Source organism: uncultured Jannaschia sp. (assembly GCF_947494055.1).
Classification (GTDB): domain Bacteria; phylum Pseudomonadota; class Alphaproteobacteria; order Rhodobacterales; family Rhodobacteraceae; genus Jannaschia.
This window is the reverse complement of the sequence record NZ_CANLTR010000002.1, coordinates 13,909-34,061: the sequence shown is the minus strand read 5'-3', so window position 1 is coordinate 34,061 and position 20,153 is coordinate 13,909. Positions and strand designations below refer to the sequence as shown.

Sequence of the window (20,153 nt, the reverse complement as noted above, 5' to 3'; positions counted from 1 at the left end):
AATCTTCCGGATGGCGGGATCGCCGGCTTGCAGGAACGACGCCCGGCGGCCAATCTGGCGGCATGATCACGCTCCAGTTCCTCCTCACCGCGTTCGTCGTCGTTCTCGCGCCCGGAACCGGGGTCGTCTATACGCTTGCGACGGGGCTCGGCCGCGGGCGACGGGCGGCGCTGGCCGCCGCGCTCGGCTGCACCTTCGGGATCGTTCCGGCGCTCCTCGCGGCCGCGCTCGGGCTTGCGGCGGTCCTGCACGCCTCGGCGCTCCTCTTCACGACGATCAAGATCGCGGGCGTGGCGTACCTGCTCTGGATGGCCTGGGGCGCGCTCCGGCAGACCGGCGCGCTCGCGGTCCGGGCAGATCGCGGCACGGGCTCGCTCTTCCGCGTCGCGTGGCGCGGAACGCTTCTCAACGTGCTGAACCCGAAGCTGTCGATCTTCTTTCTCGCGCTGCTGCCGCCATTCCTGTCGGGCGCGCCGGAGCGGGCGGCGCTGGAGATGGCGGCGCTCGGCGGCGTGTTCATGGCGCTGACCTTCGTCGTCTTCGCGATCTACGGTCTGTTTGCCGGGACGTTCCGGAACCGGGTGCTGGGATCAGCGCGGGCGATGTCCTGGCTCAACCGCAGCTTCGCGGCGATCTTCGCTTTGCTGGCCGGGCGATTGGCGATGGAACGAGCCTAGACCGAGACGTCGGCCAGCACCGCCTCGCGCGACGCGGTCGCGCGGGCCTCGCTGCGCAGGATGGCGCCGCGGCGAAGCGCGACGATATGGTCGGCGAGGCTCCAGGCGAAGTCGAAGCGCTGTTCCACGAGCACGATCGCCATTTCACCCGCCTTGCGCAGGCCGGCGATGACACGGCCGATCTGGTCGATGATGTTGGGCTGGATGCCCTCCGTCGGCTCGTCGAGGAGCAGGACCTTGGGTCGGGTCACGAGCGCGCGGGCGATGGCGAGCTGCTGCTGCTGTCCGCCCGAGAGGTCGCCGCCGCGCCGGCCGCGCATCTCGTGCAGAACCGGGAAAAGCTCGAACACGCTTTCCGGCACGCGGCGCGCGTCGCGGGGCAGGCAGGCGAAGCCCGTCTCGAGGTTCTCGGCCACGGTGAGGGTGGGGAAGATTTCGCGCCCCTGCGGGACGTAGGCGATGCCTGCCTGCGCGCGCGCCTTCGCGCCGGGGGGCAGGGGACGGCCGTCGAGCGTGACGGTGCCCTCCATCGGATGCCGTCCGGCGATCGCCTTCAGGAGCGAGGTCTTGCCGGTCCCGTTCAGGCCCATGACGCAGGTCACGCGCCCGCGTTCGGCGGTCAGGTCGATACCGTGGAGGATCTGGCTGCCGCCGTAGGACAGGGTGATGTCTCGCGCCTCAAGCATCGGCGGCCTCGGCACTTTCGGGGCGGCCGAGATAGACGTCGATGACGCGCGGATCGGCGCAGACATGGTCGAGCGAGCCCTCGGCCAGCGACCGCCCCTCGTGCAGCACGGTAACGCGGCAGTTCAGGCGACGGACGAACTCCATGTCGTGCTCGATGACGACGACGGCGTGGGTCTTCGCGGCCTCCACCAGCATCTCGGTCGTGCGTTCGCGCTCGGCGGAGGTCATGCCGGCCGCGGGCTCGTCGACGAGCAGGAGGCGCGGCTCCTGCGCGAGCAGCATGCCGATCTCGAGCCATTGCTTCTGGCCGTGACTGAGGATGCCGGCCTTCGTCGCGAGCTGTCCGCCGAGGCCCACCCGCGCCGCCATCTCCGTCACGCCCGCCTCTGTGTCGGGGCGGCGAAGCAGGACGGTCAGCGGGTTGCGAGCGGCGCGGAGCGCCATGGCGAGGTTCTCGTCGACGCTCTGGTCCTCGAACACGGTGGGCTTCTGGAACTTGCGGCCGATGCCGGCCCGGGCGATCTGCGCCTCGGACATCCGGGTGAGGTCGCGCGAGAGCTCGCCGTAGCGGATCGTGCCCGTATCGGGCCGGGTCTTGCCGGTCACGAGGTCCATGAAGGTAGTCTTGCCGGCACCGTTCGGGCCGATGATCGCGCGCAGCTCCGGCTCGTTGATCGAGAAGCTGAGATTGTCGATGGCGCGGAAGCCGTCGAAGGTCTTCGACACGCCGGAGACTTCGAGAAGCGCGCTCATGCCTGCTCCTCCTCGGCGCGGAGTGCGCCCTGGTCGGGGCCGAGATCGCCGGTCCGGCGACGCGCTCGATGCTCCGTCCACAGGTCGACGAGACCGCCCAGCCCCTTCGGCGCGTAGAGCGTGACCAGCACGAAGCTGAGGCCGAGGAGGACGAGCCACCAGTCGGTCCAGCGGATCGTGTAGATGCCGAGGTTGACGTTCGGCGCGCCGCCGCCGGTAAACCAGCTCGAGGCGAGCGAGACCACGGCCGCGCCGATCACCGCGCCGTAGAGCCGCCCGCGGCCGCCGATGGCGACCCAGACGGCAAGGTAGATCGAGGCGATCGGCGCGATCTCGGCCGGGTTCACGATGCCGGCCTGGGGATAGTAGAGCGCGCCGGCGATGCCGCAGACCATCGCGGTGACGGTGAAGATGGCGAGCTTGTAATGCTCGACCTCGTAGCCGAGGAACCGCACCCGCGCCTCGTCGTCGCGGATGCCGCGCAGGACCGAGCCGAAGCGACCGGCGACGAGCCAGACGGCGGCGAGATAGGCGAGCCCGAGCGCCACGGCCGAGGCCCAGAGGAACCACAGCGACAGCGTCGATTGCGGCACGGATTCGAGGCCGGGCACGTTCTGGAGACCCGACAGGCCGTTATTGCCCCGGAGTCCGCTGTCGTTCTGGAACAGCCAGAGCGACAAAGCGAGCGTGCCGGCCTGGGTCAGGATCGAGAGGTAGACGCCGGCCACCCGGCTGCGGAAGGCGAGCCAGCCGAAGACGAGCGCGATCACGCCGGGCACGAGGATCGCGGCCGCGAGTTGCGCAGGGAGGGAGCCGGCGAGCGTCCAGATCCACGGGATGTCGGACGCGCCGACGACGCCGAAGATCTGCGAGCCGATCGCCTCCTGAAGCTGCAGGTCGGTCGCGGGCAGGGGGCCGCGCGCCAGGGTGGATTGCACGATGGCCTCGGTGCGGTCCCACATCAGCCACATGCCGATCGCGTAGCCGCCGATGCCGAAGAATGCGAAATGGCCGAGCGACAGGATGCCCGTGTAGCCCCAGACGAGATCCATCGCGAGCGCGGCGAGGCACAGGCAGAGCGTCTTGCCCAGCGTCTTGACGAAGGAGGTCGAGATCAGGCCCGACTGCGCCATCAGCGTCGCGCCGAGGGTGACCAGCGCGAGGATCGCGAGGAAGATCAGGACGTCGGTACGCAGGATCAGCGGACGGCGGCGCGACGCCTCGGCCGGGCTCGCGTACTTATGCCAGGAAGATGCCATGCTCATTGGGCGAACCGTCCCTTCTGGGCGACGATGCCGCGCGGGCGGAACTGGATGAAGAGGATGATGAAGAGGATCATGTAGGTCTGCGCCGCGAGCGTGTTCGACGGGTTCAGCCATTCGATCCCCTTCTGCAGCCCGCCGATCAGGCCCGCGCCCGCGAGCGTGCCGAAGACGGAGCCGACGCCGCCGACGACGACGGTCATGAAGCTCTGCACGATGTAGCCCGCGCCCATCTCGGACGTGACCTGCGCGAAGAGGCCGATGGCGACGCCGGCGATGCCCGCGATGCCGGAGCCGAGCGCGAAGGTGACCATGCCGACGCGGTCCGGGTCGATGCCGAGGCTCGCCGCCATGCCGGGATTCTGGGTGACGGCGCGGACCTCGAGACCGAGGCGGGTGCGGCGCAGGATCCACACGAGCAGCGCGAGGAAGAGTGCGGCGAGGATGAAGATGGCGATGCGGATGTAGCTGATGCCGACGACGTCGTTCAGCGTCCAGGCGCCGGCGAGCCAGTCGGGGGAGGTCAGCGGGACGGCCTGCGTGCCGAAGATGTTCTTGAAGATCTGCTGGAGTGCGACGGAGATGCCGAAGGTCGCGAGCAGCGTCTCGAGCGGCCGGTGGGCGAGGTGGCGGATCACGAGGCGTTCGAGCACGACGCCCGCGGCGGCGGCGACCGCGAAGGCGAGCGGCAGGGCGATGACGAGCGAGGCGGTGTAGTCGGGCACGACGCGCTGCACGACGTAGCCGGTATAGGCGCCGATCATGATGAACTCGCCATGCGCCATGTTGATGACGCCCATGACGCCGAAGGTGATGGCGAGGCCGATGGCCGCGAGGAAGTAGATCGAAGCGAGGCTCAGCGCGTCGAGGCCGAGATCGGCGACCTGCGCGCGGGCGACGCGGGCATCCACCTCCGCGAGGGCGGCGCGGGCGGCATCGGTGATGGCCGGGTCGGGCTCGTCGTAGATTTCGGTGATCGGATTGGCCGCGATGAGTTCGGCGACGGCGCCCTCGGGGGGACGTGGGGGCGCGTCGCCGGCCCGGGCCAGCGCATCGTAGGCGGCCCAGCGGGCGGCCTCGGTGTCGAGTGTCGCGACGGGCCGGCCCGCGATCTCGCCGTCGGCGATGGCGGCGATCAGCGCGGCGTCGCGATCGCCGCGGCCGACGCGGTCGGGCACGATCTCCGCGCGGGCGAGGACGGCGAGCGCCTGGGCCTCGGTGAAATCCTCACCGGTTTCGAGGCGGCGGGCGACATTGGCGCCTTCGGGCGCGCCGCCCACGACGGTTTCGGTCGTGAGCACGGCGTTGAGGGCGGCGCGGGCCTCCAGCGAGACCTGGTCGGACATCCAGTCGATCGCGGCGAGGCGGATCGCCGGGTCGGTGCCGAAGCGGATGGAGATCAGCCGGTCGAGCGCTTCCTTGCGGTTACGGAGCGCGCGGTTCTCCTCGGTCTCGATCGAGGCGCGGAGGGGGGCCAGCAGATCGGGTGTCGGGTTGCGCGACAGCGCGTCGAGCGCGGCGCGGCGGCGGTCCGGGTCCGGATCGTTGAGCTGAAAGGTGACGAGCGTGGTGGCGATGAGCTTGCGGACGCCGGCATTGGGTTTCAGTTCGCTGGCCTCGCGGCGACCCGCGGTACCGGCGTCGGTGCCGTCCTCGACGGAGCGCAGGGCATAGGCGTCGCCGTTGCGGTCGCCGTAGAAGAACAGCCCGTCCGCGTCGCGCTGCACGATCCCCTTGTCCGCCCAGGCTTCGAGGAACGGCAAGATGCCGGGCAGGCCGGACGCGGCGAGGTCGTCGAGGACAGGCTGGATCGTGCGGCGGGACGGCTTGGCGATATCGTCAGCATGAGACTGCAGGAGCGTCTGTACCGCGCCTTCCTGCGCCTGGGCGGGCAGGGCGAGGCAGAGGCCGAGCAGAAGCGCGCGTAGCAGGGTCATGGCCGGGTCCGATGGATAAGCTGAACATACGGGCGCCGGTCCGAGGGGAGGACCCGGACCGGCGCCTCAGGCTGCGCGGATCAGTAGTTCGATTCGATCTGCACGCAGGTCTCGGTCTCGGTGTTGTACATGCCGCATTCGAGTTCCTGCCAGTCGGCCTCGAGAACGGCGCTGTCGGGCAGGTAGTCGGTCCAGGCGTCGCCGGGGACCGGATCGGTCTCCGAGACGATGTCGAACTGACCGTCGGTGCGGATCTCTCCGATCAGGACGGGCTTGGAAAGGTGATGGTTGGTGCCCATCACCGCGGTGCCGCCGGTCAGGTTCGGAAATTCCTGGCCCCACATCGCCTCGCGCACGGCGTCGACATCTGTGGTGCCGGCCTCTTCGACGGCATTCACCCACATGTTGAAGCCGATGTAATGCGCCTCCATCGGGTCGTTGGTCACGCGGCTCTCGTCGCCGATGAACGCGTGCCAGCCGGCGATGAACTCCTCGTTCTCGGCCGTGTCGGCCGACATGAAATAGTTCCAGGCGGCGAGGTGCCCTTCGAGGTTCGACGTGTCGAGGCCGGACAGCTCCTCCTCGCCCACCGAGAAGGCGACGACCGGGATGTCCGCCGCGCTCACGTCGGCGGCGGCAAGCTCCTTGTAGAAACCGATATTCGCGTCGCCGTTGATCGTGGAGATCACGCCGACCTGACGGCCGTCCTCGGACATCTCCACGACGTCGCCGACGATCGTGGCCCAGTCGGAATGGCCGAACGGCGTGTAGTTCACGAAGATATCCTCGTCGGCGATGCCGTTGTCCTTCAGATAGGCTTCGAGGATCTGGTTCGTCGTGCGGGGATAGACGTAGTCGGTGCCGAGCAGGGCGAACCTCTCAACGCCGAGCTCCTCGAGGAAGTAGTCGACGGCCGGGATCGCCTGCTGGTTCGGCGCGGCGCCCGTGTAGAAGACGTTCTTCGAGCTCTCCTCGCCCTCGTACTGAACGGGGTAGAACATCAGGCCGTTCAGCTCCTCGAGCACGGGCAGGACCGACTTGCGGCTCACGGAGGTCCAGGCGCCGAAGATCACGTCGACCTCGTCCACGGTGAGAAGCTCGCGCGCGCGCTCGGCGAAGAGGGGCCAGTCCGAGGCCGGATCGACCACCACCGCCTCGAGGTCGCAGCCGAGAAGGCCGCCCGCCTCGTTCTGCTGGGACACGAGCATTTCCATCGTGTCCTTGAGCGTCGTCTCCGAGATTGCCATCGTGCCGGAGAGCGAATGCAGGACGCCCACCTTGATCGGGCAGTCCTGCTCTTGGGCCAGGGCCGGAAGCGCCGTGGATGCCAGAATTGCGGTCAGAATGACTTTCTTCATCTCAATCCCCCATATCGGTTTTTCGAGACACTGGGCCGCCTGCGATCCGGCACGCCACAAGCGACCATCACCCGCCACGAGCCTCTGCAACGGTTTGCCTAAACAACGTGCAACCGAGGGGTCTCCTGCCACCGAAACGCGCGGCGGCAGAGCGTCCTTCCGTTCGCGTCGGACTGAACGGATGCGGCCACACGTCCGGCTTGCAGGTCTTTCGCCCCGACGATGCGCGTGGCATGTCGCCTGCATGTTCTGGTCGCGCATTCCCCCCGCCCCGCTTGCCCTCGGTCTGGCCGGGCTGCTGCCCTTCCTCTGGGGCGCATTAACGATGTGGTCAGACGGCGCTGCCGCCCTGACGCTTTCCACCGTCGGACCGCGCTTCGTCGGGCCCTATATCGGGCTGTTCTACGGCGCGGTGATCCTGTCCTTCATGTCGGGCGTCCTGTGGGGGTTCGCGACGAAAGCCGAAGGCACGATGGCGGCGAGCGGTTACGCGCTGTCGGTCCTGCCGGCGCTCTGGGCGTTCTTCACCACGGGCGGCGGTCCGACCGGCGCGGCGGTGGCGCTGATTGCCGGATTCGTGGGGCTGCTGGGACTCGATTGGCTGTTCTGGCGTCACGGGCTCGCCCCGCCCTGGTGGATGGCGTTGCGGGTGCTTCTGACGGCGGGGGTGGTGCTCTGCCTGCTGCCGGTGGCGTTCTGATGCAACTTGTCGCCTATACGGACGGGGCCTGTTCGGGCAATCCGGGGCCGGGCGGCTGGGGCGCGCTGCTCGTCGCGTCGAAGGACGGCGCGGTCGTGAAGGAGCGCGAGCTCAAGGGCGGCGCGCCGGAGACGACGAACAACCGGATGGAGCTTCTTGCCGCGATCAGCGCGCTCGAGGCGCTCGAGCGGCCGTCGAAGCTCACCATCGTCACCGACAGCGCTTACGTGAAAGGCGGGATCACAGCCTGGCTGCACGGCTGGAAACGAAACGGCTGGAAGACGGCGACCCGAAAGCCGGTGAAGAACGACGACCTGTGGCGCCGGCTCGATACGGCGCAGGCGCGGCACGATGTCGAGTGGGAATGGGTGAAGGGCCATGCCGGCCATCCGGAGAACGAACGCGCGGATGCGCTTGCCCGCGCGGGCATGGCGCCGTTCAAGCCGAAGCGCTAGACTACGCGGGACCGGACGGTCAGGCCTGCGCGCTCTCGGCGGCGGGCGTCGTCTCGGCGCCGCGGGGCGGACGGCCGATCACGTCGCGGAGCTCGTCGAGCTCGATGAAGTTGTCGGCTTGCCGGCGCAGGTCGTCGGAGATCATCGATGGCTGGCTGCGCAGCGTCGAGCAGACCGAGACGCGCACGCCCTTGCGCTGCAATGCGGCGACGAGGGGGCGGAAATCACCGTCGCCGGAAAACAGGACGATATGGTCGACATGCTCGGCCGTGTCGAGCGCGTCGACCGTGAGCTCGATATCCATGTTGCCCTTGATCTTCCGGCGTCCCTGACTGTCGGTGAATTCCTTCGCGGGCTTTGTGACCATGGTGAAGCCGTTGTATTGCAACCAGTCGACGAGCGGACGGATCGGTGAATAATCCTCCGTCTCCATCAGCGACGTGTAGTAGAATGCGCGCAGCAGCTTTCCCCGCCGGACGAATTCCTGCCGCAGAAGCCGGTAATCGATGTCGAAGGAAAGCGCCTTCGCGGCAGCGTAGAGATTCGCGCCGTCAATAAAGAGCGCAAGTCGCTCATCCCGATAAAACATTCTGCCATCCTTTTGGGGGTGAACCGCCATCCGACCGTAATAAGTCTGGATTTGTGTCGGGGTTTCCCTTTCTCAGCATATAGATATTCGAATTAGCGCAAGAGGCAATGGCAACCAGCGAATCGTACCCCTATCTTGTGGCGCTTGGCGCGAACTTGAGCAATGCCGTTGCCTTCAATGCCCGTTTGGTCGTTGCAGCGGCACACGAGGTCCCGGGCCGCGTCGCCTGCATGTCCCGACTCTATCGTACGCCCGCCTTTCCGAAAGGAGCGGGCCCCGATTTTGTGAATGCGGTGCTCGCGACCCATTGTCCCTTGTCGCCAGCGGCAATGCTGCGATCGCTGCATGCGATCGAGGCACGACACGGGCGGAGGCGGGACCGGCGCTGGGCCGCGCGCAGCCTCGACCTCGACCTGCTCGGGCGGGGCGCGATCGTGCGGCCGGACCCGCCCGGGGTCGCCCGCTGGATCGAACTCGACCCCGATCGACAGACGCGGGAGGCGCCGGACGAACTGATCCTGCCGCATCCGAGGGTGCAGGACAGGGCCTTCGTCCTCGTTCCGCTGGCCGAGGTCGCGCCGCGATGGCGTCATCCGTTGACCGGGCGGACGGTCGTTCGGATGCTGGCCGACATGCCCGCCGCGCAGCGACGGGAAATACGGCGCATTGGCGCGGTGGGCGGGGTTGTCAATAGGAAAATCGACGGCTAGATACGCCTCTCTGACTCTCGAGATGAGGTGCGCCCATGGCACGCGTGACGGTTGAAGACTGCGTCGACAAGGTTCCCAACCGGTTCGAACTGGTGATGCTCGCCGCGCACCGCGCCCGCGAGATCGCGACCGGCAGCCCGCTTTCCGTGGATCGCGACAACGACAAGAATGCGGTCGTCGCCCTGCGCGAGATCGCCGAGGAGACGCAGAATGCCGAGGATCTGCGCGAGCGGCTGATCGAGGCCAACCAGACCCAGATCGAGGTCGACGAGCCGGAAGAGGATTCGATGTCCCTGCTGATGGGGGTCGAGAAGGATGCGCCGGCACAGGACGACATGTCCGAGGAGAAACTGCTTCGTGCGCTGATGGAGGCGCAGGGCCAGCCCTGAGGCGGGAGGCGGGCGTGTCATGATCGAGGTCGAGGACCTGATCGCGCTGGTGCGCGCCTACAATCCCCGGACAGATGCGAACCTGATCCGTCAGGCCTATGCCTACGGCGCTGCGATGCATGCCGGTCAGGTACGCCGATCCGGCGAGCCCTATTTCACGCATCCCGTCGAGGTGGCGAGCCTCCTCACCGAGCAGCGTCTCGACGACGCGACGATCGTCACCGCGCTCCTGCACGACACGATCGAGGATACGCGCTCGACCTACGGGGAGGTCGAGGCGCGGTTCGGCCACGAGATCGCCGAGATGGTCGATGGCGTCACCAAGCTCACCAATCTCGAACTGACGTCTTCGGAGACCAAGCAGGCGGAGAACTTCCGCAAGCTGTTCATGGCGATGTCGAAGGATCTTCGCGTGATCCTCGTCAAGCTGACCGACCGCCTGCATAACATGCGCACGATCCGGCACATGGCCCCGCACAAACAGGGGCAGAAGGCGCACGAGACGATGGAGATCTATGCGCCGTTGGCCGGGCGGATGGGGATGCAGTGGATGCGCGAGGAGCTCGAGGATCTGAGCTTCGCCGTCCTGAATCCCGAGGCGCGCAACTCGATCCTGCGGCGCTTCGCGACCTTGCAGCGCGAGTCGGGCGACGTGATCCGCCGCATCACCAACGACATCGAGATCGAGCTGAACCGGACACGGATTGAGGCCAGCGTGATGGGACGCGCCAAACGCCCCTTCAGCATCTGGCGGAAGATGGAGGAGAAGGAGATCGGTTTCTCGCGGCTTTCCGACGTCTACGGCTTCCGGATCGTCGTGGGGCAGGACTCCGATTGCTACCGTGCGCTCGGCGTCATTCACCAGCGCTGGCGCAGCGTGCCGGGCCGGTTCAAGGATTACATCAGTCAGCCCAAGTCGAACGGCTACCGTTCCATCCACACGACCGTCTCGGGCCGGGACGGCAAGCGGGTCGAGGTTCAAATCCGCACGCGGGAGATGCACGAGGTGGCGGAGCGGGGCGTGGCCGCGCACTGGTCCTACCGCGACGGGGTGCGCTCCGAGAACCGCTTCGCCGTCGATCCCGCCGAATGGTTGCGGATGATGACCGAGCGCTTCGAGGAAGCCTCGGACCATGCGGAGTTCATGGAGGCGGTGAAGCTCGAGATGTACACCGATCAGGTGTTCTGCTTCACGCCGAAGGGCGACGTCATCAAGCTGCCCAAGGGCGCGACGCCCATCGACTTCGCCTATGCCATCCACACGCGGATCGGCCACCGGACCGTCGCGGCCAAGGTCGACGGGATGCGGGTGCCGCTCTGGACACGGCTGCGGAACGGTCAGTCGGTCGAGATCGTGACGGCGGAGGCGCAGACCCCGCAGGACAGCTGGATCGACATCGCGACGACGGGACGCGCCAAGTCGGCGATCCGCCGCGCGTTGAAGGCCGAACGCCGTTCGGGGCATATCCGGCTCGGTCGGGAACTGGCGCGGGCGGCCTTCGCGCAGGTCGGCAAGCGGGCAACGGACAAGGCGCTCAGGACGGCGGCGGCATCGCTCGGATTGAGTAGCGACGAGGATCTCCTCGCCGCGATCGGCGCCTCCGAGATCAGCGCACGCGTCGTCGTCGCGAACCTCTATCCCGAACTCGCGCAGGCGCCGCCTTCGCCCGACGTGTCGCCGGAAGAGGCGATCGTGGGCCTCGACCCGAAGGCCCATTTCGACAGGGCCCCGTGTTGCCAGCCGGTGCCGGGCGAGCGCATCGTCGGCATTACGAACAAGGGCTACGGCGTCACCGTGCACGCGATCGACTGCCCCCGCATGGTCGAGTTCGACGACCAGCCCGACCGATGGATCGACCTGCAATGGCAGCCGGGCCATCACGCGCCGCGCAACGCGGTCACGCTGGAGATGACGATCTCCAATGCGCCGGGGGTGCTGGGTCGCATCTGTCTGCTGATCGCGGAGCAGAACGCCAATATCGCCGATTTGCGCTTCGTCGACCGAAAGCCTGATTTCTTCCGTCTCCTGATTGACGTGGAGGTCCGCGACCGGGAACATCTGCATGGCGTCATCATGGCTGCCGATACCGACAGCGACGTGGCACAGGTTCGCCGTCACCGGGAGGACGGACCGCGCCGCGCGCCCGCCCGCCCGGAGCCCGCGACGGCCTGACCTCACCCGGGGAGACCACGTTGTTCAAACGTCGAGATAGGTTGCCGTTCGCGCAGGTCGTCTGGCAGGCGATCTGGCCGAAGGGCGGCTGGCGGCGGTCCGCGATCTACGTGACGCATCGGTTACATCGGCTGCCCGACACGCCGCGCAAGATCAGCCGGGGCATCATGGTCGGGGTCTTCGTCACATTCACACCGTTCTACGGGCTGCACTTCTTCGTGGCTGCAGCGCTGGCGATGCTTTTCCGCGGCAACGTCATGGCGGCGCTTCTGGGCACGTTCTTCGGCAATCCGCTGACCTACGTGCCGATCGCCGTCGTATCGCTCAATCTCGGACATTTCATGCTGGGCACCCGGATGAACCCCGAGGTGGACGAGGGCATCTTCGCGCGGTTCTTCGGGGCCGGGGAGGACCTGCTCTGGAACAGCTGGTACGCGCTTACGGGGACGCCGGTGGACTGGACGGCGACGCATCTGTTCTACGACACGGTGTTCCTGCCGTGGCTCGTGGGCGGTCTCGTGCCGGGTATCTTCACGGGCATCGCGGCCTACACGATCTGCCTGCCGCTGATCGAGGCGTATCAGCGGCGGCGACGGGGCGCGCTGAAGAAGAAGCTCGACGACATCCGGCGCAAGGCGGCCGAACGTGCGGCGGAGAAGGCCGCGCCAGCGGAGGGAGACACGAATGGATAGGCTCAGGCTCGGCATCAACGTCGACCACGTCGCCACGATCCGCAACGCGCGGGGCGGCGACAACCCCGACCCGGTCCGGGCCGCGCTTGCGGCGGAGGCGGCGGGCGCGGACGGGATCACCGCGCATCTGCGCGAGGATCGGCGCCATATCCGCGACGCCGACATGGCCGCGATCCGCGAGGCGGTCTCCATTCCGCTGAACTTCGAGATGGCCGCGACCGACGAGATGGCGCGGATCGCGCGCGCGACGCGGCCCCACGCCGTCTGTCTCGTGCCCGAGAAGCGGGAGGAGCGGACGACGGAAGGGGGGCTCAAAGTCGCGGGCGACGCGAACCGGCTGACGGATTATGTCGCGCCCCTGGCGGAGATGGGAGCGCGCGTTTCGCTCTTCGTGGCGCCCGACCCGCGGCAGATCGAGGCGGCGGCGCGTGTCGGCGCGGCGGTCGTCGAGCTGCACACCGGCACCTATTGCGATGCCGTTGCCGCAGGCGAGCTTCAGGTAGCGGCGGACGAGCTGACGCGCTTGACCGAAGCCGCGCGTCTGGCGGCGGAGGCGGGGCTCGAGGTCCATGCCGGTCACGGGATCACCTACGATTCCGTCGGGCCGCTGGCCGCGATCCCGCAGATCGTCGAGCTCAACATCGGGCATTTCCTGATCGGCGAGGCTGTGTTCCGTGGCCTCGACGGTGCGATCGTAGAGATGCGGCGGCGGATGGACCTGGCGCGGGACGTGGTGGCGTGATCCTCGGCATCGGCACGGATCTCGCGAATATCGAGCGCGTCCAGGGCGTGCTCGACCGCTTCGGCGACCGGTTCCGGGACCGCGTCTTCACCGGTCGCGAGCAGCGCAAGGCGGCGAGCCGCAAGGGTGGCGAGTTGGGGGAGGCCGCGACCTACGCGAAGCGCTGGGCCGCCAAGGAGGCCTGCTCCAAGGCGCTCGGCACGGGCCTCAGGATGGGGATCGCCTGGAAGGACATGGCCGTCACCAACCTCCATACCGGGCAGCCTGTCATGACCGTCACCGGCTGGGCGGCCGAGCGGCTGGAGCGGATGACGCCGGACGGGCACGAAGCGGTGATCCATGTCTCGCTCACAGACGATCACCCCTGGGCGCAGGCCTTCGTCGTGATCGAGGCCCGTCCCTTCGCCTGATCCGGAGCAGTTGACAGCATCGGGGGCAAGGGGCAGGGGAGGCGCGATCTGGCATCGGGGACGACAGGAATGGTGGCGAAGGCGGAAAAGAAGGAAGGCCTGATCGAGACCGTCAAGACGATCGTCTGGGCGCTCGTCATCGCGGGCGTGTTCCGGACGCTCTTCTTCCAGCCGTTCTGGATCCCGTCGGGCTCAATGAAGGATACGCTGCTGATCGGCGACTTTCTGTTCGTCAACAAGATGGCCTACGGCTATTCGCAGTATTCCTGCCCCTTCTCGATGTGCACCTTCATCGACGGCCGCTGGTTCGGGGGCGAGCCCGAGCGGGGCGACGTGATCGTGTTCCGGCATCCGGTGAACGGAACCGACTTCATCAAGCGACTGATTGCTGTACCCGGCGATACGGTTCAGATGCGCGACGGACGCCTCTACCTCAACGGCGAGCCGGTCCCGACCGAGGAGGTCGAGCCCTTCGTCGAGATCAAGGCACCCCAGGGGCCGCAACGGCTTACGCCCCGCTGCGCGAACGAGCCGGTCGCCCCGGGCGGCGAATGCGTCAAGGCGCGGTTCGCCGAGCGCCTTCCCGGCGAGGAGGAGGCACATTCGATCCTCGACATCGGTCGTACCGGCACCGACGACACGCCGGTCTTCACGGTCCCCGAGGGCGAGTACTTCTTCATGGGCGACAACCGGGACAATTCCCGCGACAGCCGCGTCCCGCGCTCGATCGGGGGCGTCGGTTTCGTGCCCTACGAGAACCTGATCGGCCGGGCGGACCGGGTCGTCTTCTCCTCGGCCGGGGCACAGATGTTCTATTTCTGGACATGGCGTCTGGATCGCTTCTTCGAGGAGATCGTTTGAAGCCGGGGCGCGAGCTGGCCGCGTTCCAGGCGCGGCTCGGCCACGATTTCGCGCGGCCGGACGTTCTCCTGCGCGCGGTGACGCATTCTTCCCTGGGCACCGAGACCCGGCCGGACAACCAGCGGCTCGAATTCCTGGGCGACCGCGTGCTCGGACTGGTCATCGCCGAGGCGGTGATGCGGAACGACGAACGCGCGGAGGAGGGGCAGCTCGCCCCGCGGTTCAACGCGCTCGTCCGAAAGGAAACCTGTGCCGAGGTCGCGCGGGAGATCGATCTCGGCGCCGTCCTGAAGCTCGGCAAGTCGGAGCAGATGACGGGCGGGCGGCGCAAGATGGCGCTGCTCGGCGACGCGATGGAGGCGCTGATCGCGGCCGTCTATCTGGATGGCGGGCTGGAGGTGGCGCGCGGCGTGATCCTGCGGCTCTGGGGCGACCGGATCTCGTCCGTCGCGCCCGATGCGCGCGATGCCAAGACGACGCTGCAGGAATGGGCACAGGGCCGCGGCATGCCGCCGCCCACCTACGAGGTGGTCGAACGCTCCGGCCCGGACCACGCCCCGGTCTTTCGGATCGTGGCGCGGCTCGGGAATGGCCGCGAGGGTCGTGGCGAGGCGACGTCCAAGCGCGCGGCGGAACAGGCTGCGGCCACGGCTCTTCTGCGGGAGGTGACAGGTGAGTGAAGTGACGCGATCCGGCTTCGTTGCGCTGATCGGAGAGCCGAACGCGGGCAAGTCCACGCTGCTGAACCGCATGGTCGGAGCCAAGGTCTCGATCGTGACCCACAAGGTCCAGACGACGCGCGCCCGCATCCGCGGCGTCGCGATGGAAGGGGCGTCGCAGATCGTCTTCGTCGACACGCCGGGATTGTTCCGACCGAAGCGCCGGCTCGACCGTGCGATGGTCGCCGCGGCCTGGACCGGAGTGGCGGATGCCGATGTCGTCGTCCTCCTCATCGAGGCGCATCGCGGGCTGACCGATGGGGTCGAGGCGATCCTGACCTCGCTCGAGGACAGGCGCTTGCCTGGCCAGCCGATCCTGCTGGCCATAAACAAGATCGACCGGGTGCCGGCCGACAGGCTCCTGAAGCTGACCGAGACGATGAACGCCCGCTTCCCCTTCGACGCGACGTTCATGATCTCCGCCGAGAAGGATCGCGGCGTCGGCGACCTCCGGGCCGATCTCGCCGCGCGCTTGCCCGAGCATCCCTGGCTCTATCCCGAGGATCAGATCGCCGACCTGCCGGTGCGGATGATCGCCGCCGAGATCACCCGCGAGAAGCTGACCCTGCGTCTGCATCAGGAACTACCCTACCAGCTCACCGTCGAGACCGAGAACTGGGAGCAGCGCGAGGACGGCTCCGCGCGGATCGATCAGGTGATCTACGTCATGCGGGACGGCCACAAGGGTATCGTCCTGGGCCGCAAGGGGGAGACGGCGAAGGCGGTCGGGCAGGCCGCGCGTGCCGAACTCGAGACGTTCCTCGGGCACCGCGTACACCTGTTCTTACAGGTAAAGGTCCGCCCGAACTGGCTCGAGGAGAGCGAGCGCTTCGACGCGATCGGTCTCGACTTCCGCGATGGGTGACGCAGTCGGGAGGCGTGCGTGAGCCGGCTCAAGGCGTCGATCTGGGTGTCCGCCTACCGCAAGCGGCTGGAGCTTCTGAACATCGCCTGCTTCGTCGTCCGCCACGGCGACGACGATGGCGGGGCGGTTCTCGTCAAGCTCAACACGCTCGACGGTCAGGCACGTCTCTACCAGCGCAGCTTCGACCTGATGACAGGCGACCGGGCCTGGGTCGTGCTGATCGAGGGGGCGGAAGCCGAATGCGACGCGGCGATCTCCCGGCAGGCCAAATTCGATCCCGATCTCTGGGTGCTAGAGGTGGAGGATCGAGCGGGCCGGCACCTGCTCGACGCGGAGGGGTTCGCGTGATCGAATGGCGCGACGAAGGCATCGTCCTCGCCGCGCGGTCCCACGGCGAGACATCGGTGATCCTCGAACTCTTCACCCGTGCGCACGGGCGGCATCTGGGCGTCGTGCATGGCGGCGTGTCGCGACGGAAGGCACCGATGCTGCAGCCGGGCAACCAGCTCGACGCGATGTGGCGAGCGCGTCTGGAAGGGCATCTGGGGACCTGGAGCGTGGAACTGCGTCGCAGTCGGGCAGGGGCGGTCCTGTCCGATCCGCTGCGGCTGTCGGCGCTCAGCGCGGTCTGCGCGCTCTGCACCTTCGCCTTGCCCGAGCGTGAGGAGATGCCGGACTTCCAGCCGCGCACGGAATCGCTCTGCGACGCGATCGTCACGGGAGAGGGTTGGCTCAACGATTACGTCTTCTGGGAGGCGGCGCTGCTCGACGTGACGGGATTCCGACTGCATCTGGGGCGCTGCGCGGTGACCGGTGCAACGGACGATCTCGTCTACGTCTCACCACGCAGCGGTCAGGCGGTGAGCCGGCAGGGGGCGGGCGCCTGGGCGGACCGGTTGCTGCCGATGCCCGAAATGCTCGTCGGCGCGGATCCCGACCTCGACCGGGTTCGCGCGGCACTCGAAGTGACGGGCCACTTCCTCGAGAAGCGGATGGCGCCGTCCCTGGGCGACCGGCCGATCCCGGCGGCGCGGCGGCGCCTCCTGTCGGAGCTCGGCGCCGCGCGTTGAGTGCGAAGGTCGGGGCTGGCCCCTCCTGCGGCGGCGGCCTATGCGGTCGGAATGGACACGCTCACCCCGCTAACCTGGACCCTGTCGCTCGCGATCGCGACGTTCGGAGGCATCGTCAAGGGGCTGGTGGGCTTCGCGCTGCCGCTCGTGATGCTTTCGGGGTTGTCGAGCTTCCTCGATCCCTGGCTCTCGCTTGCCGGCATTCTCGTCTCGGTCCTCCTGACCAATGTCTGGCAGATCGGCCGGCAGGGACCCGGCGAAGCGCTCGACGCGGCCCGGAGCCACTGGCGATACCTGCTGATCGTGATGGTGGCGATCTTCGGCGCGGCGCAGCTCGTGACGGCGATCCCGCAGGACGCGTTCTACTTCATCCTCGGCATTCCGGTCGTCATGCTGTCACTGTTGCAACTCACCGGATTTCGAATGTCGATTCCGCCGGAGCGACGGACGATGGCGGAATGGACGATCGGTCTCGTCTCCGGACTGCTCGGCGGACTGGCCGGGACCTGGGGGCCGACGACGGTGCTGTACCTGATGGCGATCGACACGCCGAAAGCGCGGCAGATGGTCGTGCAGGGCGTCATCTACGGCGCCGGTTCGGTCATGCTGGTCCTGGCGCATCTGCGCTCCGGCATTCTGAACGGCGAGACGGTGTGGTTCTCGGCGTCGCTGCTGCCGGCCGCGCTCATCGGAATGGGGATCGGCTTCAAGCTGCAGGACCGGATGGATCAGGCGCTGTTTCGCAAGGTGACCCTGATCGTGCTGATCGTGGCCGGGCTGAATCTGATCCGGAAGGGTTTTGCTGGCTAGGACGTTCAGGACAAGAACTGAAAGCAGGCCCGCTCCACTTCGTTGCGACCGTCGGTCTTCGTCACCTCGAAGGGGACGGTGACGACCGGCTGTCCGTCGACCTCGATGGCGAAGGTCCAGATGCCGGGAACCTTCTCGTAGGCTTCCTCGAAGGTGAAGAGATTGAGGCTTGCGTCGTTCGCGGCCAGCACGTCGTCCCATTCCTCGCGAACGACCGCCGCTGCGCCCATCGGGGGATGCGTGACCACGACCGTGACGTCGCGGAGGCTCACGCCCGGTTCGAGTTCGGTGCGGAAGCCGAAGCTGAGGCCGTCCATCGTCGGGACGGTTCGGGAGAGGAGGTCGAAGCCGAGGGACTCGTCGATGAGCCGTATATGCCCGGCCTCGGTCCGGGGCGCCGGGACGAGTTCTCCGCTGCTTTCCCGCGGACAGATGATGCCCGCCTCGACGAGCCGGACATCCGCCGCTACGCCGCCGGGCGATGCTGCGACGACGAGCGACAGGATCGCCGGGATCAGCCGATGGCGCATGCCTTCACGTCCTCGTCGATGTGATCGACGTACTTTTCGAAGTTCTCGGCGAACATGTCCACCAGCTTGGCGGCCTGGGCATCGTAGGCGTCTTTGTCCGCCCAGGTGCGACGCGGGTCGAGCAACTCGTCGGATACGCCTTCGCAGCGCACGGGAACCTCGAACCCGAAATTGGGGTCGCGGCGGAACTGGCCCGACGCGAGCGACCCGTTCAGCGCGGCCGCGAGGAGCGCGCGGGTGGCCTGGATCGGCATTCGGCTTCCTGTGCCGAAGGCCCCGCCGGTCCAACCGGTATTGACGAGCCAGCAATCCGAGCCGTGTTCGGCAATCTTGTCCCTCAGAAGGTTGCCGTAGATCTCGGGCCGGCGCGGCATGAAGGGCGCCCCGAAGCAGGTCGAGAAGGTCGGTTCCGGCTCTGTCACGCCGCGTTCGGTGCCGGCCACCTTGGACGTGAAGCCCGACAGGAAGTGGTACATCGCCTGCGCGGGTGTCAGCCGGGAGATCGGGGGCAGGACGCCGAAAGCATCGCAGACCAGCATGACCACGTTCTTCGGATGGCCGCCGAGCCCGGTCTCGCTGGTATTCGAAATATAGTCGAGCGGGTAGGCCGCGCGCATGTTCGGTGTGAGGCTGATGTCGTCGTAATCGAGCGCGAGCGTATCGGGATCGAAGACCATGTTCTCGATCACGGTGCCGAACCTGGTCGTCGTGGCGAAGATCTCGGGCTCGGCCTCGGGCGAGAGGTTGATCGTCTTGGCGTAGCAGCCGCCCTCGAAGTTGAAGACGCCGCGGTCCGACCAGCCATGCTCGTCGTCGCCGAGGAGCATCCGGTCGGGCGCGGCGGAGAGCGTGGTCTTGCCGGTGCCGGAAAGGCCGAAGAAGACTGCGGAATCGGCCGGGTCGTCGGGGGCGTGGTTGGCAGAGCAGTGCATCGGCATCACGCCGCGTTCCGGCAGAATGTAATTCAGGAGCGTGAAGACCGACTTCTTGTTCTCGCCGGCATACTCGCTGCCGGCGATCAGGATCTCCTTGGCGTCCAGATTGAGCGCGATCACCACCTCCGACTGGCAGCCGTGGCGTTCCGGATCGGCCCTGAAGGACGTGCAGTTGATGATCGTGTATTCCGGCTCGAACTTCGCGAGCTCGGCGCTGTCGGGACGGCGCAGCATGTGACGGATGAAGAGACTGTGCCAGGCCAGCTCCGTCACCACGCGGACGTCGAGGCGATGCGACGGGTCGGCGCCAGCGAAGAGATCCTGCACGAAGTAGTCCCGCCCCTTCATGTGCGCGAGCATATCGGCGCGCAGCACGTCGTAGGCGTCCGGCGTCATCGGGCGGTTCGCATCCCACCAGATCGAGTCTTCGGTCGCGGCACTGCGCACGACGTGCTTGTCGTTGGGCGACCGGCCGGTGAACTTCCCGGTCGAGACGAGGAGCGCGCCCCCGAGACCCAGCGTGCCTTCACCGCGGGCCAGCGATTCCTGAATGATCGCCGGTTCGAGGAGATTGTAGTAGACGCGACCGAGCCCATCGATGCCCTGGCGTTCGAGTGTCCGCTCCGGGTTTACACGTTCGGTCATTGTCTGGCTCCTCCACCATAGGGTCAGGACGACAACTTCCGCCCCCTCGACGGAATTTTCGACCTGTCGCAGAGATGTAACATGGCGGCCGGAGGGGGGAAGGCCTCGTTAGCGCCACCATCCCGCCGTGTTAGCGAAAACTTGTGCCGGGTCGCGGACAATGACTTAACCCGACAGTAATTGC

General features: G+C 67.4%; 23 protein-coding genes. 15 read left to right on the top strand and 8 right to left on the bottom strand.

Annotated elements, in window-relative coordinates; genetic code table 11:
* The first annotated feature begins 62 nt into the window (after positions 1-62).
* A complete protein-coding gene (locus Q1A87_RS02190; RefSeq protein WP_299646621.1) occupies positions 63-677 on the top strand; it encodes a LysE family translocator in 615 nt (204 codons plus the stop codon).
* On the opposite strand, the gene urtE is transcribed toward Q1A87_RS02190, so the two are convergent.
* The 5 genes from urtE to urtA form a co-directional block, all read right to left on the bottom strand.
* Positions 674-1,363 (bottom strand): urea ABC transporter ATP-binding subunit UrtE, encoded by a 690-nt coding sequence (urtE, locus tag Q1A87_RS02185; protein WP_299646619.1) that lies wholly within the window; start codon positions 1,361-1,363, stop codon positions 674-676. The genes Q1A87_RS02190 and urtE overlap by 4 nt on opposite strands.
* Positions 1,356-2,117: an urea ABC transporter ATP-binding protein UrtD gene (urtD, locus tag Q1A87_RS02180; protein ID WP_299646617.1), complete on the bottom strand. Its 762-nt coding sequence runs from the start codon at positions 2,115-2,117 to the stop codon at positions 1,356-1,358. The genes urtE and urtD overlap by 8 nt, the downstream gene beginning before the upstream one ends.
* A complete protein-coding gene (urtC, locus tag Q1A87_RS02175; RefSeq protein WP_299646615.1) occupies positions 2,114-3,382 on the bottom strand; it encodes an urea ABC transporter permease subunit UrtC in 1,269 nt (422 codons plus the stop codon). Before urtC ends, urtD begins: the two co-directional genes overlap by 4 nt.
* Entirely contained in the window at positions 3,379-5,316 is a 1,938-nt protein-coding gene (gene urtB / locus Q1A87_RS02170; RefSeq protein WP_299646613.1) for an urea ABC transporter permease subunit UrtB, read from the bottom strand. The genes urtC and urtB overlap by 4 nt, the downstream gene beginning before the upstream one ends.
* An 80-nt stretch (positions 5,317-5,396) precedes the next feature.
* Positions 5,397-6,674, bottom strand: a complete 1,278-nt coding sequence (urtA, locus tag Q1A87_RS02165; RefSeq protein ID WP_299646611.1) for an urea ABC transporter substrate-binding protein — start codon at positions 6,672-6,674, stop codon at positions 5,397-5,399.
* A 244-nt stretch (positions 6,675-6,918) separates the two neighbouring features.
* Here urtA and Q1A87_RS02160 point away from each other — a divergent pair, with 244 nt between their 5' ends.
* Both Q1A87_RS02160 and rnhA read left to right on the top strand, forming a co-directional pair.
* Positions 6,919-7,374: a DUF3429 domain-containing protein gene (locus Q1A87_RS02160; protein ID WP_299646609.1), complete on the top strand. Its 456-nt coding sequence runs from the start codon at positions 6,919-6,921 to the stop codon at positions 7,372-7,374.
* Positions 7,371-7,829 carry a ribonuclease HI gene (rnhA, locus tag Q1A87_RS02155; protein WP_299647091.1) on the top strand — a complete coding sequence of 153 codons (459 nt, stop codon included), beginning with the start codon at positions 7,371-7,373 and terminating at the stop codon, positions 7,827-7,829. The genes Q1A87_RS02160 and rnhA overlap by 4 nt, the downstream gene beginning before the upstream one ends.
* 19 nt (positions 7,830-7,848) lie before the next feature.
* Here rnhA and Q1A87_RS02150 read toward each other — a convergent pair whose 3' ends face one another.
* The gene (locus tag Q1A87_RS02150; RefSeq protein ID WP_299646607.1) at positions 7,849-8,418 is read right to left on the bottom strand and encodes an NYN domain-containing protein; all 570 of its coding nucleotides are present in this window, start codon (positions 8,416-8,418) and stop codon (positions 7,849-7,851) included.
* 107 nt (positions 8,419-8,525) lie between these two features.
* On the opposite strand from Q1A87_RS02150, the gene folK reads away from it, so the two are divergent.
* The 12 genes from folK to Q1A87_RS02090 all read left to right on the top strand — a co-directional run bounded on the left by folK (position 8,526) and on the right by Q1A87_RS02090 (position 17,859).
* Positions 8,526-9,128, top strand: coding sequence for a 2-amino-4-hydroxy-6-hydroxymethyldihydropteridine diphosphokinase (gene folK, locus Q1A87_RS02145; protein WP_299646605.1), 603 nt, complete (start codon positions 8,526-8,528; stop codon positions 9,126-9,128).
* Positions 9,129-9,163: 35 nt separating this feature from the next.
* Positions 9,164-9,517, top strand: a complete 354-nt coding sequence (gene rpoZ, locus Q1A87_RS02140) for a DNA-directed RNA polymerase subunit omega (protein WP_299646603.1) — start codon at positions 9,164-9,166, stop codon at positions 9,515-9,517.
* A gap of 19 nt (positions 9,518-9,536) precedes the next feature.
* The gene (locus Q1A87_RS02135; protein ID WP_299646601.1) at positions 9,537-11,690 is read left to right on the top strand and encodes a bifunctional (p)ppGpp synthetase/guanosine-3',5'-bis(diphosphate) 3'-pyrophosphohydrolase; all 2,154 of its coding nucleotides are present in this window, start codon (positions 9,537-9,539) and stop codon (positions 11,688-11,690) included.
* A gap of 20 nt (positions 11,691-11,710) precedes the next feature.
* A complete protein-coding gene (locus Q1A87_RS02130; RefSeq protein WP_299646599.1) occupies positions 11,711-12,382 on the top strand; it encodes a DUF2062 domain-containing protein in 672 nt (223 codons plus the stop codon).
* A complete protein-coding gene (locus Q1A87_RS02125; protein WP_299646597.1) occupies positions 12,375-13,124 on the top strand; it encodes a pyridoxine 5'-phosphate synthase in 750 nt (249 codons plus the stop codon). Before Q1A87_RS02130 ends, Q1A87_RS02125 begins: the two co-directional genes overlap by 8 nt.
* The gene (gene acpS / locus Q1A87_RS02120; protein ID WP_299646595.1) at positions 13,121-13,534 is read left to right on the top strand and encodes a holo-ACP synthase; all 414 of its coding nucleotides are present in this window, start codon (positions 13,121-13,123) and stop codon (positions 13,532-13,534) included. The genes Q1A87_RS02125 and acpS overlap by 4 nt, the downstream gene beginning before the upstream one ends.
* Before the next feature lie 69 nt (positions 13,535-13,603).
* Positions 13,604-14,395, top strand: a complete 792-nt coding sequence (lepB, locus tag Q1A87_RS02115; RefSeq protein ID WP_299646593.1) for a signal peptidase I — start codon at positions 13,604-13,606, stop codon at positions 14,393-14,395.
* Positions 14,392-15,075 carry a ribonuclease III gene (gene rnc / locus Q1A87_RS02110; protein WP_299646591.1) on the top strand — a complete coding sequence of 228 codons (684 nt, stop codon included), beginning with the start codon at positions 14,392-14,394 and terminating at the stop codon, positions 15,073-15,075. Before lepB ends, rnc begins: the two co-directional genes overlap by 4 nt.
* Entirely contained in the window at positions 15,068-15,979 is a 912-nt protein-coding gene (gene era / locus Q1A87_RS02105) for a GTPase Era (protein WP_299646589.1), read from the top strand. The genes rnc and era overlap by 8 nt, the downstream gene beginning before the upstream one ends.
* A gap of 18 nt (positions 15,980-15,997) precedes the next feature.
* Complete coding sequence (locus tag Q1A87_RS02100; protein WP_299646587.1) at positions 15,998-16,327, top strand: DUF1491 family protein; 330 nt, start codon at positions 15,998-16,000, stop codon at positions 16,325-16,327.
* The gene (recO, locus tag Q1A87_RS02095) at positions 16,327-17,049 is read left to right on the top strand and encodes a DNA repair protein RecO (RefSeq protein WP_299647089.1); all 723 of its coding nucleotides are present in this window, start codon (positions 16,327-16,329) and stop codon (positions 17,047-17,049) included. The genes Q1A87_RS02100 and recO overlap by 1 nt, the downstream gene beginning before the upstream one ends.
* Positions 17,050-17,100: 51 nt before the next feature.
* Positions 17,101-17,859: a sulfite exporter TauE/SafE family protein gene (locus Q1A87_RS02090; RefSeq protein ID WP_299646585.1), complete on the top strand. Its 759-nt coding sequence runs from the start codon at positions 17,101-17,103 to the stop codon at positions 17,857-17,859.
* Between the two features lie 5 nt (positions 17,860-17,864).
* On the opposite strand, the gene Q1A87_RS02085 is transcribed toward Q1A87_RS02090, so the two are convergent.
* Both Q1A87_RS02085 and Q1A87_RS02080 read right to left on the bottom strand, forming a co-directional pair.
* Entirely contained in the window at positions 17,865-18,389 is a 525-nt protein-coding gene (locus tag Q1A87_RS02085) for a DUF3859 domain-containing protein (protein WP_299646583.1), read from the bottom strand.
* On the bottom strand, positions 18,374-19,969 hold the full coding sequence (locus Q1A87_RS02080; RefSeq protein ID WP_299646581.1) for a phosphoenolpyruvate carboxykinase: 1,596 nt from the start codon (positions 19,967-19,969) through the stop codon (positions 18,374-18,376). Before Q1A87_RS02080 ends, Q1A87_RS02085 begins: the two co-directional genes overlap by 16 nt.
* Between the last annotated feature and the right edge of the window lie 184 nt (positions 19,970-20,153).

Bases quoted from the DNA above. Each gene is read 5' to 3' on its own strand.
- Q1A87_RS02190 (WP_299646621.1), top strand. From the start codon at position 63: ATGATCACGCTCCAGTTCCTCCTCACCGCGTTCGTCGTCGTTCTCGCG.
- urtE (WP_299646619.1), bottom strand. From the start codon at position 1,363: ATGCTTGAGGCGCGAGACATCACCCTGTCCTACGGCGGCAGCCAGATC.
- urtD (WP_299646617.1), bottom strand. From the start codon at position 2,117: ATGAGCGCGCTTCTCGAAGTCTCCGGCGTGTCGAAGACCTTCGACGGC.
- urtC (WP_299646615.1), bottom strand. From the start codon at position 3,382: ATGAGCATGGCATCTTCCTGGCATAAGTACGCGAGCCCGGCCGAGGCG.
- urtB (WP_299646613.1), bottom strand. From the start codon at position 5,316: ATGACCCTGCTACGCGCGCTTCTGCTCGGCCTCTGCCTCGCCCTGCCC.
- urtA (WP_299646611.1), bottom strand. From the start codon at position 6,674: ATGAAGAAAGTCATTCTGACCGCAATTCTGGCATCCACGGCGCTTCCG.
- Q1A87_RS02160 (WP_299646609.1), top strand. From the start codon at position 6,919: ATGTTCTGGTCGCGCATTCCCCCCGCCCCGCTTGCCCTCGGTCTGGCC.
- Q1A87_RS02150 (WP_299646607.1), bottom strand. From the start codon at position 8,418: ATGTTTTATCGGGATGAGCGACTTGCGCTCTTTATTGACGGCGCGAAT.
- folK (WP_299646605.1), top strand. From the start codon at position 8,526: ATGGCAACCAGCGAATCGTACCCCTATCTTGTGGCGCTTGGCGCGAAC.
- rpoZ (WP_299646603.1), top strand. From the start codon at position 9,164: ATGGCACGCGTGACGGTTGAAGACTGCGTCGACAAGGTTCCCAACCGG.
- Q1A87_RS02135 (WP_299646601.1), top strand. From the start codon at position 9,537: ATGATCGAGGTCGAGGACCTGATCGCGCTGGTGCGCGCCTACAATCCC.
- Q1A87_RS02125 (WP_299646597.1), top strand. From the start codon at position 12,375: ATGGATAGGCTCAGGCTCGGCATCAACGTCGACCACGTCGCCACGATC.
- lepB (WP_299646593.1), top strand. From the start codon at position 13,604: ATGGTGGCGAAGGCGGAAAAGAAGGAAGGCCTGATCGAGACCGTCAAG.
- Q1A87_RS02090 (WP_299646585.1), top strand. From the start codon at position 17,101: ATGGACACGCTCACCCCGCTAACCTGGACCCTGTCGCTCGCGATCGCG.
- Q1A87_RS02085 (WP_299646583.1), bottom strand. From the start codon at position 18,389: ATGCGCCATCGGCTGATCCCGGCGATCCTGTCGCTCGTCGTCGCAGCA.
- Q1A87_RS02080 (WP_299646581.1), bottom strand. From the start codon at position 19,969: ATGACCGAACGTGTAAACCCGGAGCGGACACTCGAACGCCAGGGCATC.